The following is a 25253-nucleotide window of genomic DNA, read 5'->3' on the forward strand; positions in this document are numbered from 1 at the left end:
ACTCCACGTGCATTGCTTGCAGAGAGATGATCCGTGAGTTTCAGCGGATGACGGCGCGCTCAGGCCTCCTGCAGGCCCGGTCGACCATGCGCAACCGCATAGCGCTTCCAGCTTTCCAGCTTGCCGTTGGGCTGCATGACCTGGTCGATCGTCTTCATGTCACCCACCCAGGTATCGCGGGTCACCTCGCACAGCACATAGCCGCGTTTGTCTGTGGTGGCCTTCAGGTGCGGGCTGTGTTGCAGCGTATTGCGCGCCATCGCGTCGACGCCCTGGCCATCGGCGCCGGAACTGATCGAGGTGGCCAGGAATTCGCTGGAGATCACCCCGGAATCGGCATTGTCCTGCACCAGGTCGCTGGCGTAGTGACGATGCGCGTCGCCACATGCGGTAACCACGTTGTTGAAGCGCAGCGTCTGGATGTGATCGAGCAGCCGCCTGCGGCTGTCCAGGTAACCGGACCATTGATCGTCCGATGACACTACCTGCCCATCCTTCTCGCGCGCGCAATTACCCAGCGACACCTGGTGGGCGATGGTATGCCAACGCGGCGCTGCATCCGCCAGCCCATCGAACAACCAGCGTTCCTGCTGCGCGCCGACGATGCTGCGAGCCGGCGACTCGACCTGCTCGCGCGACGCCATGTCCGCCTGCTTGCTGCGGTATTGGCGGGTATCAAGCAGATGCAGGTCCATCAGCTTGCCGTAGCGCGCGCGGCGATACAGCTGCATGTGCCCGTTGACCGGGAATGCCGAACGGCGCAGCGGCATGTTCTCGTAATAGGCCTGGAAGGCCTGCGCGCGCCGCAGCAGGAACACCTCGCTTGGGGTTCCATCCTGGTCCTCCGCGCCCGCCCAGTTGTTGTCCACCTCATGATCGTCGAAGGTCACGAACCACGGTGCGGCGGCGTGCGCGGCATGCAGGTCGACATCACTCTTGTACTGCGCATAGCGCCGCCGATAGTCATCCAGCGTGTAGATCTGCGGCCCAACGTGGTTGCGCAGGTTGGTGAACGGCTGACCATTCATCCGCCGCACGCCGGGCTGGCTCTCACCCTCGTAGATGTAGTCGCCATAGTGGAAGACGAAATCCAGCGGCTCCTCGGCGATGCAACGCCAGCCGGTGAAATGCCCTTCCTCGAAGTGCTGGCAACCGGCCACCGCAAAGCGGACCCTGTCCACCTGTGCCGTTGCCGCAGGCAGGGTGCAGGTACGGCCTACCGCGCTCTCATGGCCGCCAACGGTGAAGCGATACCAATACGGTCGGCCAGGCTCCAGCCCCTCCAGTTCCACATGCAAGGCATGGCCGAGCTCGGGATGCGCCAGCGCGGAACCCTGTCGCAGCACGCGACGGAAGCCGTCATCGGCAGCCAGCTGCCATTGCACGGGGATCGGCCGCGGCGTGATGCCTCCACCAAATACCAATGGCTCGGTCGCCAGCCGCGTCCACAACACCATGCCATCGGCGCTGGGGTCACCAGACGCCACCCCCAGCGTGAACGGCGTAGTGGCAAAGCGCGGCGATGCCAGCAGGTTGCGTGGATTCAGCGCGCTGGCATCGGCCTGTGCGGCCAGTGACGCGGTGCCCATCCACGCGCCGAACGCCGACAGACCGGACAGCGCGAGGAAGCGCCTGCGATTGAAGTTGTCCACGGGCCGCGTCCTCAGTTGTAGATGATGTGGAAGTAGTAGAAGCGGCCGTAGTCATCGATCTCGGTACGGAAGCGACCGTTCGGACCGGTGCTGTAGGTCGGCTGCATGTTGAACAGGTTCTTGGCTTCGTACTTCAGCGTGACGTGCTTGCTGATCTTGTGGCTGAAGGCCAGGTTGAAGGTCATGTAGGGGTCGTAATAGGAGTCCAGCCACTCGGTATCACCGAAGTCGACCAGCATGCGGCTGCGGTAGTTGCCGGAAACCCGCAGTTGGGCGCTGTTCCACGGCATGCGCCAGATCGCCGAACCATTGACCGACCAGTCCGGCTGGTACAACAGGCGATCAAGCCGGCGCGGGGTACCGTCACTGATCTTGTAGTTGGTCTGTCCGTCCAGGCCGGTGGCGTTGAAGAACATGTCGAAGCGGTGCCGTCCCCAGCGCAGGTTGCGGTTGGCGATGGCGAACTCGACGCCGCGCAGCCGCGACTCCTCGGTGTTCATCGGCTGGGTGACCCGATAGGTGGTGTCGCCGATATCCTCGAAGGTGGTCAAGGTGTAGATGTCGTCCTTGATCACCTTGTCGAACAAGGCAACCGAGACGATGCCGTTGTTGCCGTTGAAGTATTTCTCCCAGGCCAGGTCCAGGTTCGTCGATCGGCGCGGATCCAGCCCTGCATTGCCCTGCTTGATCGTGCAATAGCCCCTGCCCTCGTCATCGTCCGCGCAGCTGCTGTTGGTCGCCTGGGCGATGTTGCTCGGGGTCGGCCGGCCCAACGTCCGGCTCGCCGAGAAGCGCAGGCGCTGGTTCTCGCTGAGTTTGAAACTGGCGTTCAGCGATGGCAGCAGGTCGCTGTAGCCGCCGCTGGTCTTGAGGAAATCGGCGGTATAGGTGCTGCCGCCGTTGTTGCTGTACGGACTGAACGCATCGAAGCGGGTGTGGTCGTAGCGCAGGCCGCCGATCAGCAGCAGACGATCCCATGCATAGTGCGCGGACACGTAGGCATTGGCGATGTCCTCCACATACTTGTAGTCGCTGGTGAAGTTCGCGTTCGGATAGGCCGCGTTGTTGTCGCCCAGGGTCGGCAGCAGCTCTTCGGTGACCTTGCTGTTGTCGATCAGCGGAAAGCCCGGCACCGAGCCGAGCAGCGTGGAGCCCGGGTACAGGTAGTGATTCAAGGTTGCGCTGGTCTTGTAGTAGTTGAAATCGATGTCCTGCCAGATGTTGAGGTGGCGGTACTCGGCACCGGCAGCAAGACCGAAACCGCGCGCGTCGGCATCGATGTTGTGACTGAAATCCAGGCGCAGGTTGTCGATGGTCTCCTTCGCGTCGCGTGGCGAGATGTAGGCCTGGGCTGGATTGAGCTTGAAGCTGGAACTGGTCAGCAGGCTGGGATCGGACACGCCCACGGCGTTCGGAAAGCCGTGCTTGTCATTGGCGTAATCCACGAACAGGTTGCTCGGGTAGGCACGCACGCCCCAGTAGACCTGGGTGTTGTCGAAGGTCTCCTCGGTGTGGCCGCCGCGCAGGGTCAGCCTGGTCAGCGCACCGATGTCCCAGTTGAAGTTGGCGATCGCGCCGCGGTTGTTGCGGTCCCAGCGATCGTGGCGGTTCTTGATGTAGATGCTGTTGATCTGGGTGGTGCCGCTGTCCGCCGTCTGATCACGGATCGCGAACTTCGCGTTGGAATACAGATCGGTCTTGTTCATCGTCGAGTTCTCGTAGAAGCGGTACGAGTACAGCAACAGCGACGCATAGAAGGGATCGTCACTTGGCTTCCACTCCAGCTTGGCCGATCCACCGAAATTGGTGATGTAGTTGGTATAGGTGCCGGTACTGAAGTTTCCCGGTGCACGCAGGCCATTCCAACCAGCCGCCTCGGTGGGCGCGGTGGTGCCATCGGTCAGGTACTTGCCCGCGTCGTTGAAGTAGTAATTGGACTCGACCCAACGCTTGATGCTGTTGCGTGAGCGCTGTTCATAGCGGGCCACCGCGACGATGCCGAACTGCTGGTCTGCGCCAAACTGGTTGGAGAACACCATCTTGGCGCTCTTGCCGAAGTGCCCCAGCGTCTTGTGGTCACCGCCTGCGCTGCGGCCAACATCGGTTTCCGCGGTGGAGTAGATGCCGGCAACATCGGCGAACACATATTTCCCCGAGCGATCGAACGCACTGCGGCTGATGATGTCGATGACGCCGCCGATGGCATCCGGCGCCTGCTCGGCACTGAAGCTCTTGTAGATGTCGGTGCGGGTACCGATGTCGCTGGGAATCAGCTGCAGGTTGTTCATCCGCTCGCCGGAACCGCTGCCGCCGACGCTGGCAATGGCGATGCCATCGATGGTGGTGTAGTTGAGGTTGGCCTGCACGCCACGCACGGTGACGTAGCGTGGCTCGCCGGCATCTTCCACCGCGCTCAGGCCCGGCGCAGCCATCAGGCTCTCGGCCAGGGTTTCATCGCCATAGCTGTCCATCTCGTCATAGATCACCGAGTCCTTGATCACCGGCGACTGCTTCTTCTGGTCGATGACCTCGTGCGCGGCAATCACCGTCACCGTCCCCAGGGTCGGCGCGGCAGCGGCCTCTGCGCCACGTGGTACCACTGGCGCTGGCTGCGCAGCGGCCGGCTTGGCGGGCGCTGGATCGATGGCGATGACGTTGCCATCCACCACGCTGTAGCCCAGCCCGCTGCCGGCCAGCAATACATCCAGCGCCTGCTTGACGGTGGCGCCGCTCGGCACCGCCGCTGCCATGCGTGGCGCGCCGGTGGGCGAGTAGAGGAACTGCACGCCGGCACTGCGTGACAACTGCTCCAATGCATGGCCCAAGGACTGCGCCGGGATCGCAGTCGTCACCTTCGCCTCCAATCCGCCGGCGGCGGCCAGTGCCGGCATGGCAATGCAAGGGGATAGTGCGAGAACGACCGACAGGTAGAGCTTCTTCCGCATCACGGTTCCTAGAGGAGGGAGATTGCATGTGCCGCGTCGGCAGATGACGTCGGCTTCCCCTAGTAAGAGCGGTGCTGTGGCGAAGTGGAGAACGCTGATTCGATGAAATTTTTCTTACAGGCCCAATGCCGAGCCTTCAGCGGCTATGGACATGCACGGTGTCACCGCGGCGTTGCACCTTGAAGCGCGGGTCGCGGGCAAGGAATGCCTGCAGCGCCACGATCCGGTCCGCATCCAGGCTGCCGGACAGACGCATCGCAGCCGCTGTGTCGTCCTCGATCACAACCTGCACGCGGTTATGCCGATTGAATGCCGCCGCAACTTCATCCAGGCGCTCGTCCAGGAAAGACACCTTGCGTTGCTGCCAATCCAGCAGCATCGACGCAGGCATGTCCAAGGGCTGTACCGCGCCGCTGTGGTTGTCCACCAGCACCACGCGGCCCGCAACCAGCCGGGCAAGTCGCTGCTGATCCGAGGCACCACGCCAGACCTCGACTTCGCCGGAGACCACACCGATACGGGTGGTCTGCAGCCGCCGCGACACATCGAACACGGTACCGATATCGCGTACCCGCAACTCGCCAACCTGCACCTCGAACGCGCGTCGGTCCGGCGCCACATCGAAACTCGCTTCACCGCGCAGCAGCTCTACATGCCTATCCAGCCAGCCCATGCGGACGCGAATGGCACTGTCCGCGTTGAGCCGCACCTGGGTGCGATCTGCCAGCACCAGTTCGCGCAGTTCACCGTGGCCTGCAGTCAGCAGCTGCTCCTGCGGCCATAGGCGCGACAGCGACGCGCCCAACACCAGCACCAGGCAGGCAGCAGCAGCCAAGGCAATCCAACGGCGCCATCCTCGTCGCGCTGGAACGACGTTGTGAGCGGAGCCTTTTGCGAACAAGGGCACGACCTTGGCCATTGAGCGGCCTGCGCCCGCCACTACCAGATCGCCTTCGAGCAGGTCGGACGATGCAGCCGGCATCGCCTCGCCGACCTGACGGTGCAGATCCAGTGCCTGCAGATAGGCACGCACATGCTCGGGTGAACGGCGCATCCAGGCCAGGAACGCGCGTCGCTGAACTTCGCTCAGCGCGCCTTCGCGATTGGCCAGGAACCATTGCAGGCCCTGCTCGGCGACACTTCCGTCCGTGCAGTCGGTGGTATTCCGGTTCATGCACCCTCCCTGGTGCCAAGCGCCTGCCGGCAGGCTTCCAGCCCCTTGCCGATATGCTTGCGAACCATATGCACCGACACATCAAGCTGTGCGCTGATCTGCAGGCATTCCACGCCTTCGCGATAATGCAGCTCCATCACCCGGCGCGTGGTGGCAGGCAAGCGCGCGATGGCGCTGCGGATGTCGCTCCAACGCTGCACCTGCTCGAACTCGCCCTCGATGTCTTCCTCGCTCTTCAGCACCTCGGCAAGCAGGTCGACGTCGTCCAGCGGTGGGCGCGCGGACTGCGTGCGCGCGTGCTCGCGCGCAAGGTTGGCGGCTACCGCAAAAAGATAGCCCTCTGGATTGGCGATGGCTTCGGCATCGTCGCCACTGCGACGCAGCAGCCGCAGATAGACCTCCTGCGCCAGGTCCTCGGCATCATCGGCATGGGAGCCGCGGCGCAGGAAGAATCCACGCAACAAGCGACGGCGCAGCTCATAGCCCTGCTCCCAGATCCTGGCGGTTTTCACGACAACCCAAGGTCCCGCAGCCGATAAAGCGGCAGATGGTGGCGCGCGATGATGACAGCAGCATTTCATCGCCTGGCAACGGGAATAGCAGCGGTGCGCCCGCGATGCATGCATTCCCGCCGGCAGGAAGCCTGTGATTGCATGTCAAAAGGGAGGTGTCCCTGCGGTGACATCCCGGTCAGTCCGCACGCGTCACCAACACCGTGCGCGTGGCCGCATCGGCGGGGTGCAGCAACCATTCCATGAACAAGAAAGTGAACAAGAACAGCGACTTCGCCAAAAAAGGCAGGCATGCCGTTCGCGCATGCGATGATCGGGGTTCCTCCGCTACCCCAACACTGCATGGAATGGTTATCCGACCCAACAATCTGGATGGGTCTTTCTACACTTGTCGTTCTCGAAATCATCCTCGGCATCGACAACCTCGTCTTCATCGCGATCCTTGCGGACAAGCTTCCCCCACACCAACGTGACAAGGCCCGCCTGATCGGTTTGAGCCTGGCGTTGGTGATGCGACTGGGCCTGCTGGCAACGCTGTCCTGGATCATGCGGCTTACCACGCCGCTGTTCTCCGTGTTCGACCATTCCTTCTCCGGCCGCGACCTGATCCTGCTGATCGGCGGCCTGTTCCTGTTGTTCAAGGCGACGATGGAGCTGCATGAGCGGCTCGAAGGGCGCTCGCACGAAGCCGGCGACAACAAGGTCTACGCAAGCTTCGGCCTGGTGGTAACCCAGATCGTCATCCTCGATGCGGTGTTCTCGCTGGACTCGGTGATCACCGCGGTCGGCATGGTCGACCACCTCGGCGTGATGTTCGCCGCGGTAACCATTGCGATGGCAGTGATGATGCTTGCCAGCAAGCCGCTCACCAGCTTCGTCAACCGTCATCCGACGGTGGTGATCCTGTGCCTTGGCTTCCTGTTGATGATCGGCTTCAGCCTGGTGGCCGAAGGCCTGGGCTTCAAGATTCCCAAGGGCTATCTGTACGCTGCGATTGCGTTCTCGGTGCTGATCGAGGGCTTCAACCAGTGGACGCAGTTCAACCGCGAGAAGCACGCGCAGAACCTGTCCTTCCGGCAACGCACCTCCAATGCGGTGCTCAAGCTGCTGGGCTCGCGCCCGACGCAGGCCGCTGCCGGCGACACGTCGGAGCAGGAGGATCAACTTCCATCTGGGCTTGCCGCGTCCGAGCACGACATGATCCGCGGCGTACTCGCACTGGCCGACCGCTCCGTTGCAAGCGTCATGACCGTACGCGCCGACATCCAGTGGATCGACCTTGGCAAAGGACAGGAGCACGCCATCACGCAGCTGATGAGCTCGCCGCATACCCGCCTGCTGGTGGCCGATGGCGAACTGGATAACCTGCAAGGCGTGGTGCAGAGCCGCGACCTGCTGGCGGGCGTGCTGGCCGGCAAGCCGCTGGTGCTGGCGGACTACCTGCGCGAGCCACTCACGCTGCCCGAAGGCGCGACCGCGCTGCGAGCACTGGAGCGCATCAAGCAGCACCCCATCCCGCTGGCAGTGGTGGTCGACGAGTACGGCAGTGTGCAGGGTCTGGTCACCGCCAACGACCTGCTCGCCGCGATTGCAGGCGACCTTGTCGATACCCGCGATGCCGACTTCGGTGCCGAGCAGGTGGACGGCAGCTGGATCGTGGATGCCTCGATGTCGATTGAGGACGTGGAGCGGATCACCGGCATCACGCTGGAAAGAAGCCCGATGTATGTCAGCCTGTCCGGCTTGTTCCTGCATGCGCTGGAGCGCCTGCCGGTGGCCGGCGATACCGTTGAATCCGGCGGCTGGCGGCTGCAGGTGATTGACCTTGAAGGCCGGCGTATCGGCAAGGCGCGGATTTCCGCACTGGCCAGGGAATAGGCCGGCGTCTTCTCACCTGAGTGACCCGAATCCGATGCCAGTCCCCTGGCATCGGATTTTTCTTTCATGGCTTTCGCGGCGCTGGTGGCCTTTGTAGGAGCGGCGTAAGCCGCGAAGCTCACAGATCAGCAGATGACACTGCTACCGAGCGATTGCAGGAATGCCAGCTTCGCGGCTTACGCCGCTCCCACAAAAACAAACAGGAAGATCTTGGAGAAAAAAAAGCCCGCTGGCGCGGGCGGAGAGATGTGGATGGCGGGGTTGGCATTGCTGCCAACCCCACCGGTGATACCGCTTCTGATCTTTTCCGTTTTCGGTTTCGTCAGAAGTCGTAGCGAGCGCTAAAGCGGAAGTAACGCGGGCGGGTGTAGTTCAATTCCTGCCCATACAGCGCGTTGTAGTCGTTCGCGCCGCGATACGGGCTGGCCGCATAACGGCTGTAGTAGCTGCCCGGAATCTGGCGGTTCAACACGTTGATGACATCGGCCTGCAAGGTCAGGCCCTTGGCCCAGACCGGGCTGTAAGCAACGTTCAAGCCCAGGTCAAAGCCCCACGGGGTGGTGCCGTGCGAACCACGCGGCGACGGACCGTAGTCGGCCGACGGCGGGACATAGTTGGCGCTGGTCGGGCTGGTGCCGGTGCCCGGCAGGCCGCAGTACCAGTAGTACGAGCCGTTGTAGAGGCCGGCATCCGGGGTCGGGTACATGCTGGTGCAGTTACGCGGACGGCCGGAGCTGATCGTCAACGTGGAACCAGCACGCCATTCCGGGGTCAGCTGCAGATAGCCGAATGCCTTCAACACGTGCGCACGGTGATTGGGCAACAGGCCGTTGGCACCCTGCATCAGCTGCGGCAGATCCCAGTCCTGGGTGACCGAGACGTCTTCCTGACCGCCCGAACCGGTATCCAGGTCCGAAGCCAGCTGGCCCTCGGTGTTGCCGTAGTTGCGCGAGAAGGTGTACTCGACCTTGCCGTACCACTTGGCGGTGCGCTTCTCCGCGTACAGGTCAAGCGCATAGTACTTGCGCTTGAGCTTGGGCAGATTCAGGTCAGCCGCCGAGTAGTGGACCTTCTCGAAGCTGCCATCGGCCTGCTCTTCCCAGAACGTATTGCCCACGCCCGGATTGAACAGGAAGCAGGCGCCACCCAGTGCCGGTGTGCAGGTGTCGTCGATCGCGCTCTTGAGTTCACGGTAGGTGAACTTGGCACCCCAGGTGGTGTCCGGGGTCAGCTGCTGCTCCAGGCCGACGATGTACTCATCCTGGTAATGCGACTTGATGTCGATCGCCGCCAAGGTCCGCGGGTTCGGTGCTTCGCCGCACTCCTTGTTGGAAGAGACTGCATTGCCGGAGCAGGTATAGCCCAGGCTTGCATCCACGGGGATGGCGTTCAGGCCGGTGGGCGCACCGGTGGTCGGGTCGACGCCGGTATAGGTGAAGTACTCGCTGGTGATCAGCGAACCCGATGCCGCACGCACTGCAACGTTGTTGGGAATGGCCAGATGGTAACGGCCGGCATTGGCGAACAGCTTCAACGACGAGTCGCCGAAGACATCCCATGCAACACCGAGGCGCGGGGCCAACTGATGACGCTGGCTGATGTACTTCTCGCCGGTGCCGGTGAAGTTGGTGAACTGCTCGTTGCGCAGGCCCAGCGACAGCAGCACGTCATCGGTGACCTGCCAGCGGTCCTCGATGTACTGCGCTGCCTGCTCGGTCTTCGGCCGGGCAAGCTGGGTGCTGTAGTAGCGGTACACGTAATAGCCCTGCGCACCCAGGCCACCTGCACTGGCCGGCGAACCGACGCCATGCGAGGGATCAACCGCGGTACTGGGGTTGTTGGCGCGTCCATAGATCCAGCCGTAGCCGCCCGGATAGGTGGTGCCGGTCAACGACTCCGCATCCTGGCGGTCATAGCCGATGCGGATCTGGTGGTCGCCCAGCTGCCATGCCAGGTCGAAGCGGCCGCCCTTGGTTTCATCGAACGCACCATCGGCAGCAACCAGCGCCGTCGAGCTCTGGCAGCTGCCGTAGGTCAGGCCCGGCGCCTGTGCCGTGGCGCTGGCACTGATATAGGGGCAGCTGGGGTCGTAGTTGAACAGCTTCTGGCTGTGCTCGATCTTCTGCTGGCCGTAGAGCGCCGACAACGTGAGGTTCTCGGTCAGGTAGCCGGTGTACTTGGCGATGTAGAGCTTGGCATCGTCCTTGGTCTCGACGCCGCCGTTCTGCACGTTGCCGTGACTGAAATCGCTGTAGTTGAACTGGTAGTAGTCCGCGTCGTACTTGGTGACATCGGACACGCCGGTCAGTTCCAGCACGTGGTTGTCGGTGATGTTCCAATCGACCTTCGCCGCCCAACGCGGGTAATCGTAGGTGTAGTCGTTCCAGCCATTGCGCTGGTTGGCCGCCGAGGCATTTGTCGCATAACGGACGCTGTTGCCGTCGGACTTGGTCAGCTCGACGTTGCCGAAGAAGAACAAGCGATCCTTGATCAACGGGCCGCCTACGTAAGCGCCGGTGGTCTCCTGCCAGGAGTTGTTCTTGTCGCGGTACACGTACAGCTTGCCGTCAGTCCTGTAGGCCGGGCCGCGCGGATCATCGGCGGTGAAATGGCCGGTATTCGGATACAAGGTGTCGCGTTGCGAAGCGCGCAGCGATTCAGGCGTCCAGATCGTATAGGCACCGGCCTTCCAGTCATTGGTACCGCGCTGGGTCACGATGTTCACCACGCCGCCGGTGGAGCGCCCGAAGTCGGCACCGTAGCCGCCAGTCAGCACCTGCTGCTGCGCGATTGCTTCATACGGCAGCGTGTAGAAGCCAATCGACTTGAGCGGATTGGTCACCGCATAGCCATTGATGTAGTACGCATTTTCCGAAGCGGCCGAACCACCGAAACTGGCCACGCCGCCGTAGCTGGTACTGGCCACCGCGCCCGGTGCGAGCAACGCGACCGCAGTGACGTCGCGAGCCACCGGCAGCTTCTGCAGGTCTTCGTAGGTGAAGACGGTGCGGGTGTCGACCTGCGACACGTCCACCGAGGCACCACTGAAGGCACGTACTTCAACGCGATCCAGGTTCAAGGCACCACTGCCCGCGCCTGCATCGGCAAAGGAAACCTCGGTGCCGCTGGAAATGTTGACGACGACGTTGTCCTGCGTTCCCAGGATTGCCCCGTTGCGCTGCAGCTCGACGCTGTAGCGGCCGTTGGTCAGATCGGTGGCGCGGTACCTGCCGGCCGCATCCACCTGGAAGGTACGCGTGGCACCGGTGCCCAGGTTGCGGATCACCACGCTCGTGCCTTCCCCGGCAGGCGCTTGGCCAAAGATGCTGCCTGTCACCGACTGCGCCTGCGCGGCACTTGCAAGGCAGAGCCCCAGCGCGACGGTCAACCCGGCCCGGCGCAGATGTTTTGATTGCTTGATCATCTATTCCCCCAATTAGTTTCAGATAAAATAAACGGGAGCTAAACGAGCCCCATTTACTGAATATCAAGTAAATGCTGCGCCGCACAAGGAATGTGTAATGAATTTTTCACATGAGCTCGGATATCGCCCTGCAGCGGGCCTCGCCGAGCCATTCGCGGTTGGAGATCAAGCCAGCACCAGCCAATCAACAGGCCGCCACGGCGCGGAACAGCGCTGAACGCTCTCGGACAGACCCACGCGTTGACAGGATTCCCGGTGACCTTTAGCCTCGCCTTCTAACCTACCTACCGGTAGGTAATGAAATCGCGGTCAGGCCTCTCTGCCAGCGAACACACCGAAGAGCCCGCAATGCCCACTAATCCCCTCTCCAACACGCCGCCACGCATCGCGCTCACCTTGGGTCTGATCACCCTGCTGGGGCCGGCATCCATCGACATGTACCTGCCATCGATGCCGGTAATGGCGAGCGAACTGCAAGCTCCGTTCGCGACGGTGCAACTCTCACTGACCGTATTCCTGCTTGCCATGGGTGCCGGGCAACTGCTGTTCGGCCCGGTGATCGACGCACTGGGCCGGCGCCGCCCACTGCTGCTGGCCATCGCCGTGTTTGTGGCCACATCGCTCTGGGCGGCTGCGACGAACTCGGTTGAAAGCCTGATCATTGCCCGCTTCATCCAAGGGCTGGCCGCATCGCTCGCGCTGGTCACCGCAATGAGCAGCGTGCGTGATGTGGCTGAAGGCGTGGCCGCTGCCCAGTTGTTCGCGCTGTTGATGACCATCCAGGGTCTTGGCCCCGTGCTTGCCCCCGCCGCAGGTGGATTGATTGGCGAGGCCTTCGGTTGGCGTGCGGTGTTCCTGGCGCTCGCCGCCATCGGTGCAGTCGTACTGGGCAATACCCTGCTCAATTTCAGCGAGACACTGAAGCCCGAAGACCGTGCGGTGCTCGAACCGGCAACCGTGCTGCATACCTACGCCAGCATCGTCAGCTCGCCGCGTTTCCTGCTGCCTGCGCTGGCGCTGGCATCGGTGTTCTTCTTCCTGTTCGCCTATATCGGCGCCGCCTCCTACACCTACCAGACGGTCTACGGCATGTCCGCGCGGGGCTTCGGGCTGGTGTTCGGCGCTACCGGCCTGGCTGTGCTGATGGGTGCAATGAGCAGCGCCAAGCTGGTCACCCGCTTCCGCATCGAAGCGCTGGCGATGGCCGGCGTATTGATGATGCTGGTCGGCGCAGGCATCGGCCTGCTCTCCACCCTCAGCGGGGTCGGGCTGGTGGGAATTGTCATAGGCATGTTCCTCGCGCTTGGCGGACTCGGCATATCCGAAGCCACGTTGATGTCGATTGCCCTGGCCAGTCGCAGTACCGCCTTGGGTGCGAGCGCGGCGGTGCTTGGCGCCGCGCCGTTGATGCTCGGCGCCGTGGCAACGCCGCTGGCGGCCAAGGTCGCGCAGAGCAGCCCGACGCACTGGTTGGGCTTCCTGACACTTGCAGGCATGCTCACCGTGGCGCTGACATCAGCCAGCGCAAGGATGATCTCGCGCAGTGGAACACGCGTTGATCTGCAACACTGACGGCCTCCAACAGGATCCAGACAATGACAACCCGATCTCCCGCAGTCGAGCGCGTATGCGAAGCCGCACTGGCGCACTTTGCCATCACTGGCTATGACGGTGCATCGCTCAACGAAATCGCTTCGATGATCGGTATCAAGAAGGCCTCGTTGTACTCGCACTTTGCAGGCAAGGACGCGCTCTACCTGCAGGTACTGGTAGATGCCGTCGACGTGGAAAGTGCATTCGCCAACGATGCCCTGTCTGGGCCAGCCACTGCCGAGGGTCCTGGTGCCCGCTATGTGCAGTCGATCGCCGACCGCTATGACGCTTCCGTACACCTGCGCTACCTGCTGCGCACGGTGTTCCTGCCACCAGTGCAGCACAAGGAGGTCATCGGTCACGCCTATGAAGGCTTCCTTGAACTGCTCCGCGATGGCTTCCTGCAGCAGCTGCAGCTATCAGTGCCTGAAGCGATCTCACAGGAACAACGCGCGCGCTACGGAATAGCGTTCGTCGGCATCGTCGAGAGTCTGTTCGTTGAGCTTGTCTATGCCGGGCGCGAAACCATGACCACCCGCCGCGATGCACTGTGGCAGGTTCTGCTCGACTCCCTGCAGCTGCGGACTTCCGCAGCTGCATGACAACGTGGGTGCTGTCTCGATGCATCCTTCGCGCATGCAGAGTGATCGCAATGGACGCAACCGGAAGGTAGCGAACAAAAAGACCCCTCGCGTCTCAGTTCGCTAAAGACGGCGATACAGCATGCATCCAAATCCCCCCCTGCTTCGTAACAGTGCCATCTGATCACGCCGTAGAGGACATAACAGACATGCAGATGCGCAGACAGCTCCTCGGGTTCTCCGGCTGGTTCCTGATCACCTTCCTGGCTGCTGCGCTGGGTGCACGTGCCTCCATCTCCGCCGCCAGCTTCTACGCCAGCCTTGTGCTGCCCACGTGGGCGCCGCCGGCAGGCCTGTTCGGTCCGGTGTGGACTGCGCTGTATGCACTGATGGCGCTGGCGGCCTTTCTCGTGTGGCGCGAACGCGGCTGGCGTGCGGCAGCACCGGCCTTGACGCTCTACCTGCTGCAGCTCGGCCTCAACACCTTGTGGAGCTGGCTGTTCTTCGGCTGGAAGCAAGGCGCGCTGGCCTTCGCCGACATCCTGCTGTTACTCGTGATGATCGTCGCCACGCTGATTGCTTTCTGGCGCATCCACAAGCTGTCGGCCTGCCTGCTGCTGCCCTACCTGGCGTGGGTAAGCTTTGCCAGCGTGCTCAATTATGCTGTCTGGCAGGCGAACCCTGGGTTGCTGTAAGCAGACGGAGAATCCACCGTTTGCACGGCGTTGTGTTTGCGGGCTTCACGCCGCGTCGGCATCCCCAAGCTGGTTGATCTGTGCGCACTCGACCACAGCCGGTGGATCGCGCATACGCGCCAGCGCGATCATCGCGCGGCCGAGGCTGAGGTTGCTGGTGACCATCGACGGCAGCGCCGCGCCTGCCAGCTGCATCAGTGGCCCGCCCAGCACATACAGCGGCTTCAGCAGGCCATGGCGGGTGCCGGTGCCGGCAACCGGGCGCACACCGCCCGGCCGCAGCATCACCGTACGTCCTGGCAGCTGGGCCAATGCCTGTTCGGTCTCGCCCTTGATCCGCAGCGGCATGATGTGGCTTTCAGGGTTGGCGTGGGCGCCGGATACATACAGGAACATGCCCTGCGGATTGGCTGCGAACCAGGTCCGCGCGATCGCCAGCGTGGTGTCCAGCGTGACCCGACGGTACTCGTCCTCGGCGGTGCCAATCGGTGGCGCACCGGCGCAGTAGAAGCAGGCGTCGAAGCCGACAAGGTCGGCACGCCGACGATGCGCCTGCTGGAAATCCTCCAGCACCAATTCCTCGGTCGCCGTCACCAACCCACCCGCACGCCGCACCAGCGCGACCGTGCGCTTGACGTGCGCGGAACCTGCACAGGCCAACGCCACGCCTTGACCGACCAGCCCGCTGGCGCCGGTCAACACGATCTTCAGGCGTCCGGCATCGTTCATCGGCTGCGTCCCGTGCGAACTAGAGTTTGACGAAGCGCTGCACTTTGCGCGCCAGCCAACCGCTGAACACCAGCGGTGCATCCAGCGCCGACACGCAGATGCATGGCACACCGGGGGCAGTGACCGGCTGGTGCTCGACGTCGCCATCCAGGTCCGCCACGTCGCCGGGGGCGAACAGGCCCAAGGCATCGTTGTAGGAGCCGCGCAGGATCTGGGTCAGCTCACTGCGGCCATGGCTGTGCATCGGCAGGCACTTGCCCGGTGCAATCTTCAGCATGATCAGTGACGGCATCTGCTTCGCGCGGATGCAATGCACACCCGGCGCCATCCACCGCCAGCGCAGGCTGCCCAGCGAATCGCCGAAGTAAGGATGCAGTGATGCTGGCAGATACTCCGGGTCGGCCTGTGGCCGCTCCGGTGGCAAGGGGCGCTCTGGCTTCTGCTCCGGCATCGCAGCCGGGCCGGGCTCCATCAGTTGCGCCAGCATGGCGGCGCGCAGTGTTTCGCGCCTTGTTTCCGCAAGCACTGGCTGGGTTTGTTCCAGCAGTGCCGAGCCGACTGCTTCGGCATCGCGCAGACGCTTGCGGCAGTGCGGGCACTGCTCGAGATGGGCGCCGGCAACGATGCTCAGCGGCGCCTGCAGGGCACCGGCGGCATAGCTCATCAAGGTTGATTCGTGCAGGTGATGGTGCGGGTTCATGACGCCCCCCCGACCTTGGACTGCAACAGCAGGAAGGCGCGACGCAGATGTGACTTCACCGTTCCCAAGGGCATTCCCAAGACCTGCGCGATCTCGCCGTGGCTCTTCGCCTCGAAGTAGGACATCCGCACCAGCCGCGCCTGCACGGCAGAGAGCTCGTTGATGCGTTGCCGCAGCCGCGCATGGTCGGCGAACTGCTCGGCACTGCTGCGCTCGAGCACGTCGCTGGCAGCAGCGTTTTCCACCGCCGCCTGCACCAGCGTCCAGCTGCGCTCGTGGCGCACGCGGTCGATGTGCAGGTTGCGCGCGATGCGATAGAGCCAGGTGCTGAGCGCGCCCTGTGCAGGGTCGTAGTCAGCCGCGCGCAGCCATAGCCGCAGCAGGCATTCCTGCGCCAGCTCCTCGGCCACGGCTTCGGGATCGCCCAGGCCCCGCAGGTAGACGCATAGCCGCGGCATGAAATGGTCGTAGATGCGCATGAAGCAGTCGCGGTCACGCAGCCGCGCCACACCGTCCATGTCGACGGTCCAGTTCATTGGCTCTTTGCTCAGCTGCTGTGAACTGGACACGATCCGCGCGGTGTCGAATGGGGAAGGAGATTTGCCGGGATCAGGGTACATCTGCGTGGGCGGCGCTGGAGTGAATGTGGTGTCCTTGCTACGCGCAGGAGGGGCGTTTGGATGCACCGGGCTGGCTGCATCCAGTTGCCAGTCCCGCCCGTAGGCACTGCATTCCACCGCGGATACCGCCATGCGCATGGCCTGCCTGCTGTTATCCCTGCCCTTGGCGGCATCGGCCGCGCCGCTGCTGCGCAGCGAAGGTATTGCCACCACCACCGCCGGCGCGGTCGCCTACCGGGAAGTGCATTGGCAGCGCGGCGCAGGCGACGCAAGCGAGCGCTGGGTGCACTACCTGTGCCCCGCCGGCGAACCCTTCGCGCGCAAGCAGATGCGGGTCAACGGCCCGGTTCAGGCACCCGGCTATCGTTTGCAAGACCGCCGTAGCGGCCAGGCGGCAAACATCGAGGTAACGGCCAGCAGCGTGCAGCTGAACTGGAAAGAGGACGCGCACGCGCGAACGCTGACCCAGCGATTGCCACTCCCGTCCGATGCCGTGATCGATGCGGGTTTCGACGCCGCAGTGCGCAGCCACTGGCAGCAGCTGATGCAGGGCGAGCGGCTGACCCTGCAGTTCCTGGTGCCGGCTCGGCAACGCTTTTACCCGGTACAGGTGCGGCGTAGCGGCGCCGTGCGCTGGCAGGGAATGCCCGCCCAGTCCATCGAGGTGCGGCTGGATGCCTGGTACGGGGCGATCGCACCGCGCCTGTCGCTGGTTTACGCCGACGCTGACCGGCGCCTGCTGGAGTTCCGTGGCACCAGCAATCTGCGCGATGCCCGCGGTGACTACCCACAGGTAACGGTGCGCTTCGCGCAGCCGGCGGTGGAAGGCACGGCATCGCAATGGCAGGCCGAGCTGCAACAAGCGCTGGTGCCACGGTGCGGGGCTGGCCCGGGATGACTGACCTCGAATCACCAGGCCACTGCATCCAATCGCCGCCGCGCTGCGTAGAGGAAGCAAGCAAACCCGTCGAGAACGCTCACATGTCCTCCGCCGCGTCCCTCCCCCGCCGCCGTCCTGGCCTGCTGCGCACCGTACGCCGCTGGTTCGATACCGCCAGCGCTGCCGACGACGCAGGCAACGGGCAGCAGGCTGAGCATATCGACTGGATGCGGGCCCTGCCCTTTGCGCTGCTGCACATTGGCTGCCTGGGGGTGATCTGGGTGGGCGTGTCATGGACGGCGGTTGCCGTCGCGCTTGCCCTGTACGCAATCCGGATGTTCGCGATCACCGGGTTCTACCACCGCTACTTCTCCCATCGCACCTTCCAGGCATCCCGTCCGGTGCAGTTCGTGTTCGCGGTGATAGGCGCAGCCAGCGTGCAACGCGGGCCGCTGTGGTGGGCCGCGCACCATCGCCACCACCATCGCCATGCCGATCAGCCCCAGGATCCGCACTCGCCGCAGACCAGTGGATTCTGGCGCAGCCACATGGGCTGGTTCCTGACCCGCGGCGCCTTCGCCACCGACATGCAGCGCATCCCGGACCTTGCGCGTTTTCCGGAGCTACGCTGGCTGGACCGTTTCGACACCGTCGTGCCACTGCTGCTGGCCGCATTCCTGTATGCGCTGGGCGCTGCACTCGAACGCTGGGTACCGGGCCTGCAGACCTCGGGCATGCAATTGCTGGTCTGGGGATTCTTCGTCTCCACCGTGGTCCTGTTCCACGCCACCGTCACTATCAATTCACTGGCGCACCGCTTCGGTCGCCGCCGTTTCGATACCCGCGACGACAGCCGCAACAACCTCTGGTTGGCGCTGATCACCTTTGGCGAAGGTTGGCACAACAACCACCACTTCTTCCCCGGCACCGTGCGGCAAGGGTTCCGCTGGTGGGAGATCGACCTGACCTGGTATGGCCTGCGCATGATGGCGCTGCTGGGCCTGGTCAAGGAGCTCAAGCCGATCCCGGCCTGGGTGCTGGCCAAGGCGAGGAACTGACATGCGCATCGCCGTCATCGGTTCGGGAATTTCCGGGCTTGCCAGCGCCTGGTGGCTGGATGGCGAGCACGAAGTCACCCTGTTCGAGGCCAACGACTACCTCGGCGGCCACACCCACACCCATGCGCTGCAGGTAGGCGGTACGCAGATGGCAGTGGACACCGGCTTCATCGTCTTCAATCCGCAGCACTACCCGCTGCTGAACGCGCTGTTCGACGAGCTTGAAGTCGAGTCGCAGCCCACCACGATGAGCTTCTCCATGCGCAGCGAGCGCAGCGGCGTGGAGTACAACGCAACCTCCCTCGATGGTCTGTTCTGCCAGCGCCGCAATCTGGTTTCGCCACGCTTCTGGGGCATGCTGCGCGACCTGCGTCGCTTCTACCGTGAGGCACCGGTACTGCTGGATGGCGGCGACGGCCCAACGCTGGGCGACTACCTGCACAGCGAGCGCTACGGTGAGGCCTTCGTCGAGGAACACCTGCTGCCGATGGCGTCGGCACTCTGGTCGTCGCCGACCGCGACCGTGCGGGATTTCCCGGCGCGCTACCTGGTCCAGTTCATGGCCAACCACCAGATGCTGCAGATCAGCGGGCGTCCGCAATGGCGTGTAGTCAAAGGTGGCTCGGCACGCTACATCGACGCCATGCGTGCGCGCTGGCGGGTGCGCGAGCGGCTTGAATGCGCGGTCTGGAAGGTAGAGCGCGAGCCCGACGGCGCGCGGGTCTACAGCACCGCAGGTGTCGAAGGCTTCGACGAAGTGATCCTGGCCTGCCACAGCGACCAGGCCTTGCGCCTGCTCGACGATGCGGATCCGTTTGAACAGCAGGTACTGGGCGCCATCAGCTACCAGCACAATGAAGTGGTACTGCATACCGATGCCTCCGTGCTGCCACGCAACCGCAAGGCGTGGGCGGCGTGGAACGCGCATGTGCCGCAGGCTGCCGATGCGCCTTGCACGGTCAGCTACTGCATGAACCTGCTGCAGGGGCTTGCTGGTGAGACGCCGCTGGTGGTGACGCTCAACAACACCGCACAAATCGATCCAGGCAAGGTGCTGCGACGCATGCGCTATGCACACCCGGTGCATGACCATGCCGCCGTCGCCGCACAACAGCGCTGGGCCGATATCCAGGGCCAGCGCCACACCTGGTTCGCCGGTGCCTACTGGGGCTGGGGCTTCCACGAAGATGGCATCCGCAGTGCCCGCCGCGTGGTGGATGCGCTGGCCAAGCGCAGGCCGAACGCATTCTGGCTGACACAGCCGGAGGCGACCGCATGAGCAATAGTGCGATCTACCTCGGCCACGTCGTGCATCGCCGGCACCTGCCGCATCCACATGCATTCCGTTATCCCATCGCCCAGTTGCTGCTGGACCTGGACGAGCTGGATCAGGTGTTTGCAGGTCGCTGGCTATGGTCGCTGAACCGTCGCAACCTCGCCCAGTTCCGCCGCAGCGACTACTTCGGCGATCCAGCCCAACCGCTGGCGGATGCGGTGAAGGACCATGCCGCGCGGGTGCTGGGCCATCGCCCGCAAGGGCCGGTGCGCCTGCTCACGCACTTGCGCGTGGCCGGCCATGTATTCAATCCGGTCAGCTTCTACTACTGCTACCGGGCCGATGGCGTCAGCCTGGACTGCATCGTCGCCGACATCACCAATACGCCTTGGAAAGAGCATCACGCCTATGTCCTGCCTGTCGCAACGGCAGGCACAAAGGGCCGTGCGCTGCACTGGCAATTCGAAAAGTGCTTCCACGTATCGCCCTTCATGCCGATGGATTGCCGTTACGACTGGCGCTTCACCGCCCCCGGCGACGATCTGCGCGTGCATATGCAGGTGTGGCGCAACGGTGAGCGTCAGTTCGACGCCACCCAGTCCATGCAGCGCCATCCGCTGGATGGCCCCGGGCTGGCGAGAGTGCTGGCCTGCTACCCGTTGATGACGCTGCAGGTGGTCGCTGCCATCCATTGGCAGGCGCTGCGCCTGTGGCTCAAGCGCAATCCAGTCCACGACCATCCATCCCTTGCCGAGAAATCCCGATGAACCAGATGAGCTCTTCGGTAAGCCTGCCACAACCGGGCGCGCTGGATACCCTGCTGCGACGCCGGCTGCTTGCCGAGTTGGCACCCTTGCGGGCGGGTTGCCTGCGCGTTCGCGATGCCTTGGGTGAGGTGGTACTAGGCGATGCAGCCGCAGAACTGCAGGCCACGGTGACCATCGATGACCCGGCCTTCTATCGCAAAGTTGCCGCGCAGGGCAGCGTTGGCGCGGGCGAGAGCTATATCAACGGCGATTGGCGCTGCAGCGAGCTGGTTGCGCTGGTGCGCATCCTGGTACGCAACCGCGATCTGCTCGACGGCATGGAGCGTGGCCCGGCGCGCATCGGCGGTTGGCTGCTGCGCGGCTGGAACCGGCTGCGCCGCAACAGCCGCGAAGGCAGCCGCCGCAACATCGCCGCGCACTATGACCTTGGCAACGACTTCTTCTCGCTGTTCCTGTCGCCGGACCTGATGTATTCGTCGGCTTTGTTCACTGATGAAAGCACTTCGCTTGAAGCTGCCTCACAGCGCAAGCTGGACCGAATCTGCGAGCAACTACAGCTGCAGTCCGGCGACCGCGTGATCGAGATCGGCACCGGCTGGGGCGGCTTCGCCCTGCACGCAGCGCGCAACTACGGCTGTCATGTCACCACCACCACGATCTCGGCAGAGCAACATGCACTGGCCTCGCAGCGTGTAGCCGAAGCCGGGCTGCAGGACCGGATCACCCTGCTGACGCAGGACTACCGTGATCTCGAAGGCCAGTTCGACAAGTTGGTCTCGATCGAGATGATCGAAGCCATCGGCGCCGAATACCTGGACACCTACATGGCCACCTTGCAGCGCCTGCTCAAGCCAGAGGGTGTGGCGCTGCTGCAGGCCATCACCATCGAGGATCACCGCTACGAGCAGGCCCGGCGCAGTGTGGACTACATCAAGCGCTTCGTGTTTCCCGGCAGTTTCATCCCGTCGCTCAACGCCATCCTGGCGGCCAAGACACGCGCCAGCGACCTGCAGTTGGTGGCCCAGCAGGACTTCGGCTACTCGTATGCGTTGACGCTGCGCGCGTGGCGGCAGCGCTTCATGGCGCAGCTGCCGGCCGTACATGCGCAAGGCTTCGATGCGCGCTTCTGCAGACTGTGGGAGTTCTACCTTGCGTACTGCGAAGGCGGCTTCCTTGAACGCTCGATTGGCGTGTCGCATCTATTACTGGCGCGGCCCGGCTACCGCCCAACCGGCAACGCCGGACGGATCAGCTGAGATGCGCCGGCCGCTGCTCAATCTGCTCGGCAACCAGCTGGTCTGGCTGTGCGCGGTGGCCGGCGCTGGTCGCGGCTGGCAATGGCCGGCGTTGCTCGCTTCGGCGCTCTACATCGCCACTCAGCTTGCCAGCGCCGCCCAACCACGGGTCGAGCTGCGCCTGTTGCTGCTCGCGCTGGCCTGCGCCTGGTTGGTGGACGCGGTGGCCGCGGCCAGCGGACGTGTCGGCTACGCCGCTGCGCCCTTCGGCTGGGCCCCGCCACCGTGGATCATGGCGCTATGGGCGGCATTCGCAATGACCTTGACCTCGTCGATGGCTTTCCTGCAGCGACATTGGCTGTTACCGGTGACGTTCGGGCTGTTGCTGGCGCCGCTGGCCTACCTTTCCGCCGCGCGGGGTTTCGATGCAGTGCATTTCGCCGCACCAGCGTGGCAGGGCGTCTTGATGCTCGGTGTTGGCTGGGCCGTGGCACTGACGCTGCTGAGCCTATGTGCACGGCGTTGGTCATGCAGCGCTGAGCAGAAGACGCTTGCAGGTGCATCGCCATGAGCAATCTACTGTGGGTGCTGCTATACGCCGTCGTGGTGATGACGGCTGGTTGGGCGTGGCAGCGCCGCCATCGCAATATCGGCATTGTCGATGTGCTCTGGGCCAAGGGACTTGCTGCTGCCGCCCTGCTGCTTGCATGGCTTGGTGCCGGCGCGTTCTTGCCACGTATCAGTCTCGCGGTGTTGGCTGCGTTCTGGGCAAGCCGGCTTGCACTGCATCTATGGCAGCGGGTCAGGCACGAGGCCGAAGATGGCCGCTACAAGTACCTGCGCGAACACTGGCACAGTCATCAAGGCAAGATCTTCGGCTTCTTCATGGCGCAGGCACTGCTGGTGGTGCTGTTCGCACTGCCATTCGTCGCGGTGTCCAGCAATCCGCGCGCCGATGGCCATGCTTGGGTGATCGCTGCAATCGCAGTGTGGCTATTGAGCGTGATCGGCGAATCGATGGCCGACCGCCAGCTTGCACGTTTCCGCGCCAACCCGGCCAACAAGGGCCATACCTGCCGACAAGGTCTATGGCGCTATTCGCGCCACCCCAATTACTTCTTTGAATGGCTGCACTGGTTCACCTATGTACTGCTCGCCGTTGGCTCACCACTGTGGTGGCTGGCCTGGGCCGGACCGGTGCTGATGTACCTGTTCCTGCGTTACCTGAGTGGCGTGCCGTTCACCGAGCAACAAGCGCTGCGCAGCCGCGGCGAAGACTACCGCGCCTACCAGCGCAGCACATCGATGTTCTTCCCCTGGTTCCCCCGCCCCGCCAAGGAGCATTCGCCATGAGCGCTGTCACGCCGCTGGATCCTGTTGCCGATGCCGAAGCCGGCCTGACCGGCTGGGCCGAGCGCGGCTGGCTGCCGGACGCAGCCCTGCGCTGGGGCATCCGCCGCTTATGCGCACAGCGCCTGGAGGAAGAATCAGAAGAAGGCATGGAAGCGCAGTCCGATCGCTTCGGTAGACGCATCGCCGAACTGGCCAACAGTCCGCTGGCGTTGCATGTGGATGCTGCGAACCGCCAGCACTATGAAGTGCCTGCTGCGTTCTTCCAGGCCTGTCTTGGTCATCGCTTGAAGTACAGCAGCTGCTATTACCGCACCGGCAGCGAGACGTTGGATCAGGCGGAAGACGCAATGCTGGAGCTGTATGGGCAACGCGCAGGGCTCGCCAATGGGCAGGATATCCTCGAGCTGGGCTGTGGCTGGGGCTCGCTGACCTTGTGGATGGCGGCGCGCTACCCCGATGCGCGCATCACTGCGATCTCCAACTCACGCAGCCAGCGCGAGTACATCCAGGCCGAGTGTGCCGCGCGCGGTCTTGGCAACGTCAACGTGCAGACCATCGACGTCAACCAGCTGCAACTCCCTTCGGCTGCCTTCGACCGCTGCGTATCAGTGGAGATGTTCGAGCACATCCGCAACTACGAGCGACTGCTTGGCAATATCTCGCAATGGCTGAAGCCTGACGGCGCCCTGTTCGTGCACATATTCGCCCATCGCACGCATATGTACCCGTTTGAAACGATCGGCGAAGACAACTGGATGGGCCGCCATTTCTTCACCGGCGGCCTGATGCCTGCAGCCGACACCCTGCTGCATTTCCAGCGCGACCTGCAGCTGCAGCAGCGTTGGCTGCTGGACGGACGCCATTACCAGCGCACCGCCAACCATTGGCTGCAGCGCCAGGACGCCGCACGCGAACAGATCATGCCGCTGTTGGTGCAAACCTATGGCAGCGACGCTGCTGCGCGCATCTGGTGGCAGCGCTGGCGGATGTTCTGGATGGCCTGCGCGGAGCTGTTCGGTTACGACGATGGCCAGCAATGGCTGGTGGCGCATTACCTGTTCCGTCCCCGCTGAAGAAGGCCACGCGCATGCGAACCCTGCCGCTGCTGTCGCTGCTGTCCATCGCCTTGTTCAGCGCAGGGTGCAGCAACCTGGACACCCGCCCTATCCCGCGCCCGGCATCGGTGGATGTGCCCCGCTTCATGGGCGACTGGTATGTGATCGCGCATATCCCGTCGCGGCCGGAGCGCGAGGCCTACGATGCGGTGGAAAGCTACGCACCTCGCCCTGACGGCCGCATCCAGACCACCTTCACCTACCGCAAGGGGAGCTTCCAGGCGCCACTGAAAACCATGCACCCGATCGGCAAGGTCGAAGCCGAAGGCAACGGTGCGGTCTGGGGCATGCAGTTCATCTGGCCGATCCAGGCCGAATACATCATCGCCTGGCTGGACGAGGACTACGGCCAGACCATCGTCGCCCGCAGCAAACGCGATTACGTCTGGTACATGGCGCGCACCCCGCAGGTCTCGGCGGCGGATTACCAACGTGCGGTGGAGCGCATCAAGTCCATGGGTTATGACGTAAGCAAGTTGCGGCGGGTGCCGCAGTCGCAGCGGTGATGCACGGATAGCGCGCATCGTGACGGCCGTCTACGGCGCAATCGCTACCGCTGCCTTGGCTGCGTCAATCCATTCCGGCTTCTCTCGAACCGGCACAATCGGAACTGCCGCTCGCAGATCCTGTTCGCGCCGAGCATTTCCATCATTCGATGTTCATTCATCTGAAGCAGTCACAGCAATCATCTGTAGAAAGGCAGCCGTCGAGACCGGGCTTGCCGTACGCCCCGGCATACTTCCCGCTGCACCAGATGTGCCACGACAGCCCGGCACGCGTGCCGGGCAACTGCATCGCCATCGCGCTGCGCCAGGTTGTAGCGAAGATATGCAGTTGTGGGCTGGACAAGGCTGCGACCAGCAACTCCAAACCAACTGCAGCTGCACGGGCTCGCTCGCTAACGCGGACCATCAGAGGATGGATTCCTGATAGCTGAGAGGCGTTCCATGAGGAGCGTCATCAGATGCAAATCCGGTCTGAGCAGCCTCAAATCCCGACGCGATGTACGGGGCGAATCGAAAGCCTGCTTCGGGCGGAGTGACACGCCCGTTGCCACTCGGCCCGC

Annotated in this window: 21 protein-coding genes; 13 read left to right on the forward strand and 8 right to left on the reverse strand. The window is 63.6% G+C overall.

The annotated features are described in order from the left end of the window. Positions 1 to 59 precede the first annotated feature (59 nt). From ACVOLV_RS01085 to ACVOLV_RS01100, 4 genes are all read right to left on the reverse strand, one after another. Complete coding sequence (locus ACVOLV_RS01085) at positions 60 to 1652, reverse strand: alkaline phosphatase D family protein (protein WP_481552771.1); 1593 nt, start codon at positions 1650 to 1652, stop codon at positions 60 to 62. An 11-nt stretch (positions 1653 to 1663) separates the two neighbouring features. Further along, positions 1664 to 4597: a TonB-dependent receptor gene (locus ACVOLV_RS01090; protein WP_481552772.1), complete on the reverse strand. Its 2934-nt coding sequence runs from the start codon at positions 4595 to 4597 to the stop codon at positions 1664 to 1666. 136 nt (positions 4598 to 4733) lie between these two features. Then, entirely contained in the window at positions 4734 to 5771 is a 1038-nt protein-coding gene (locus ACVOLV_RS01095) for a FecR family protein (protein ID WP_481552773.1), read from the reverse strand. Further along, positions 5768 to 6283: an RNA polymerase sigma factor gene (locus ACVOLV_RS01100; protein WP_481552774.1), complete on the reverse strand. Its 516-nt coding sequence runs from the start codon at positions 6281 to 6283 to the stop codon at positions 5768 to 5770. The genes ACVOLV_RS01095 and ACVOLV_RS01100 overlap by 4 nt, the downstream gene beginning before the upstream one ends. Positions 6284 to 6625: 342 nt before the next feature. On the opposite strand from ACVOLV_RS01100, the gene ACVOLV_RS01105 reads away from it, so the two are divergent. Beyond that, positions 6626 to 8161, forward strand: coding sequence for a TerC family protein (locus ACVOLV_RS01105; RefSeq protein ID WP_481552775.1), 1536 nt, complete (start codon positions 6626 to 6628; stop codon positions 8159 to 8161). A 322-nt stretch (positions 8162 to 8483) separates the two neighbouring features. Here ACVOLV_RS01105 and ACVOLV_RS01110 read toward each other — a convergent pair whose 3' ends face one another. Beyond that, a complete protein-coding gene (locus ACVOLV_RS01110) occupies positions 8484 to 11585 on the reverse strand; it encodes a TonB-dependent receptor (protein ID WP_481552776.1) in 3102 nt (1033 codons plus the stop codon). Between the two features lie 348 nt (positions 11586 to 11933). Here ACVOLV_RS01110 and ACVOLV_RS01115 point away from each other — a divergent pair, with 348 nt between their 5' ends. The 3 genes from ACVOLV_RS01115 to ACVOLV_RS01125 all read left to right on the forward strand — a co-directional run bounded on the left by ACVOLV_RS01115 (position 11934) and on the right by ACVOLV_RS01125 (position 14454). After that, on the forward strand, positions 11934 to 13157 hold the full coding sequence (locus tag ACVOLV_RS01115; RefSeq protein WP_481552777.1) for a multidrug effflux MFS transporter: 1224 nt from the start codon (positions 11934 to 11936) through the stop codon (positions 13155 to 13157). A gap of 23 nt (positions 13158 to 13180) precedes the next feature. Further along, positions 13181 to 13780, forward strand: a complete 600-nt coding sequence (locus ACVOLV_RS01120) for a TetR/AcrR family transcriptional regulator (protein WP_481552778.1) — start codon at positions 13181 to 13183, stop codon at positions 13778 to 13780. A 188-nt stretch (positions 13781 to 13968) separates the two neighbouring features. Continuing rightward, the gene (locus tag ACVOLV_RS01125; RefSeq protein ID WP_481552779.1) at positions 13969 to 14454 is read left to right on the forward strand and encodes a TspO/MBR family protein; all 486 of its coding nucleotides are present in this window, start codon (positions 13969 to 13971) and stop codon (positions 14452 to 14454) included. Positions 14455 to 14499: 45 nt separating this feature from the next. On the opposite strand, the gene ACVOLV_RS01130 is transcribed toward ACVOLV_RS01125, so the two are convergent. Genes ACVOLV_RS01130 through ACVOLV_RS01140 form a run of 3 tightly spaced genes read right to left on the reverse strand, consistent with a single transcriptional unit; the run spans position 14500 to position 16503 of the window. Continuing rightward, on the reverse strand, positions 14500 to 15183 hold the full coding sequence (locus tag ACVOLV_RS01130) for a Rossmann-fold NAD(P)-binding domain-containing protein (protein ID WP_481552780.1): 684 nt from the start codon (positions 15181 to 15183) through the stop codon (positions 14500 to 14502). A 19-nt stretch (positions 15184 to 15202) separates the two neighbouring features. Continuing rightward, positions 15203 to 15883: a ChrR family anti-sigma-E factor gene (locus ACVOLV_RS01135; RefSeq protein WP_481552781.1), complete on the reverse strand. Its 681-nt coding sequence runs from the start codon at positions 15881 to 15883 to the stop codon at positions 15203 to 15205. Beyond that, positions 15880 to 16503, reverse strand: coding sequence for a sigma-70 family RNA polymerase sigma factor (locus ACVOLV_RS01140; protein ID WP_481552795.1), 624 nt, complete (start codon positions 16501 to 16503; stop codon positions 15880 to 15882). Before ACVOLV_RS01140 ends, ACVOLV_RS01135 begins: the two co-directional genes overlap by 4 nt. A gap of 130 nt (positions 16504 to 16633) precedes the next feature. On the opposite strand from ACVOLV_RS01140, the gene ACVOLV_RS01145 reads away from it, so the two are divergent. The 9 genes from ACVOLV_RS01145 to ACVOLV_RS01185 all read left to right on the forward strand — a co-directional run bounded on the left by ACVOLV_RS01145 (position 16634) and on the right by ACVOLV_RS01185 (position 24693). Beyond that, the gene (locus tag ACVOLV_RS01145) at positions 16634 to 17401 is read left to right on the forward strand and encodes a hypothetical protein (protein ID WP_481552782.1); all 768 of its coding nucleotides are present in this window, start codon (positions 16634 to 16636) and stop codon (positions 17399 to 17401) included. An 83-nt stretch (positions 17402 to 17484) separates the two neighbouring features. Then, on the forward strand, positions 17485 to 18441 hold the full coding sequence (locus ACVOLV_RS01150) for an acyl-CoA desaturase (RefSeq protein ID WP_481552783.1): 957 nt from the start codon (positions 17485 to 17487) through the stop codon (positions 18439 to 18441). A 1-nt stretch (position 18442) separates the two neighbouring features. Next, positions 18443 to 19720, forward strand: coding sequence for an NAD(P)/FAD-dependent oxidoreductase (locus ACVOLV_RS01155; RefSeq protein WP_481552784.1), 1278 nt, complete (start codon positions 18443 to 18445; stop codon positions 19718 to 19720). Continuing rightward, a complete protein-coding gene (locus tag ACVOLV_RS01160) occupies positions 19717 to 20484 on the forward strand; it encodes a DUF1365 domain-containing protein (RefSeq protein ID WP_481552785.1) in 768 nt (255 codons plus the stop codon). Before ACVOLV_RS01155 ends, ACVOLV_RS01160 begins: the two co-directional genes overlap by 4 nt. After that, complete coding sequence (locus ACVOLV_RS01165; RefSeq protein WP_481552786.1) at positions 20481 to 21740, forward strand: class I SAM-dependent methyltransferase; 1260 nt, start codon at positions 20481 to 20483, stop codon at positions 21738 to 21740. Before ACVOLV_RS01160 ends, ACVOLV_RS01165 begins: the two co-directional genes overlap by 4 nt. A 1-nt stretch (position 21741) precedes the next feature. After that, positions 21742 to 22290: a DUF2878 domain-containing protein gene (locus ACVOLV_RS01170; protein WP_481552787.1), complete on the forward strand. Its 549-nt coding sequence runs from the start codon at positions 21742 to 21744 to the stop codon at positions 22288 to 22290. Then, entirely contained in the window at positions 22287 to 23072 is a 786-nt protein-coding gene (locus ACVOLV_RS01175) for a DUF1295 domain-containing protein (RefSeq protein WP_481552788.1), read from the forward strand. The genes ACVOLV_RS01170 and ACVOLV_RS01175 overlap by 4 nt, the downstream gene beginning before the upstream one ends. Further along, positions 23069 to 24145, forward strand: coding sequence for an SAM-dependent methyltransferase (locus ACVOLV_RS01180; RefSeq protein WP_481552789.1), 1077 nt, complete (start codon positions 23069 to 23071; stop codon positions 24143 to 24145). The genes ACVOLV_RS01175 and ACVOLV_RS01180 overlap by 4 nt, the downstream gene beginning before the upstream one ends. Before the next feature lie 14 nt (positions 24146 to 24159). Next, positions 24160 to 24693 carry a lipocalin family protein gene (locus ACVOLV_RS01185; protein WP_481552790.1) on the forward strand — a complete coding sequence of 178 codons (534 nt, stop codon included), beginning with the start codon at positions 24160 to 24162 and terminating at the stop codon, positions 24691 to 24693. Positions 24694 to 25253: the final 560 nt, after the last annotated feature.

This window comes from Stenotrophomonas sp. STEN023 (assembly GCF_056760135.1).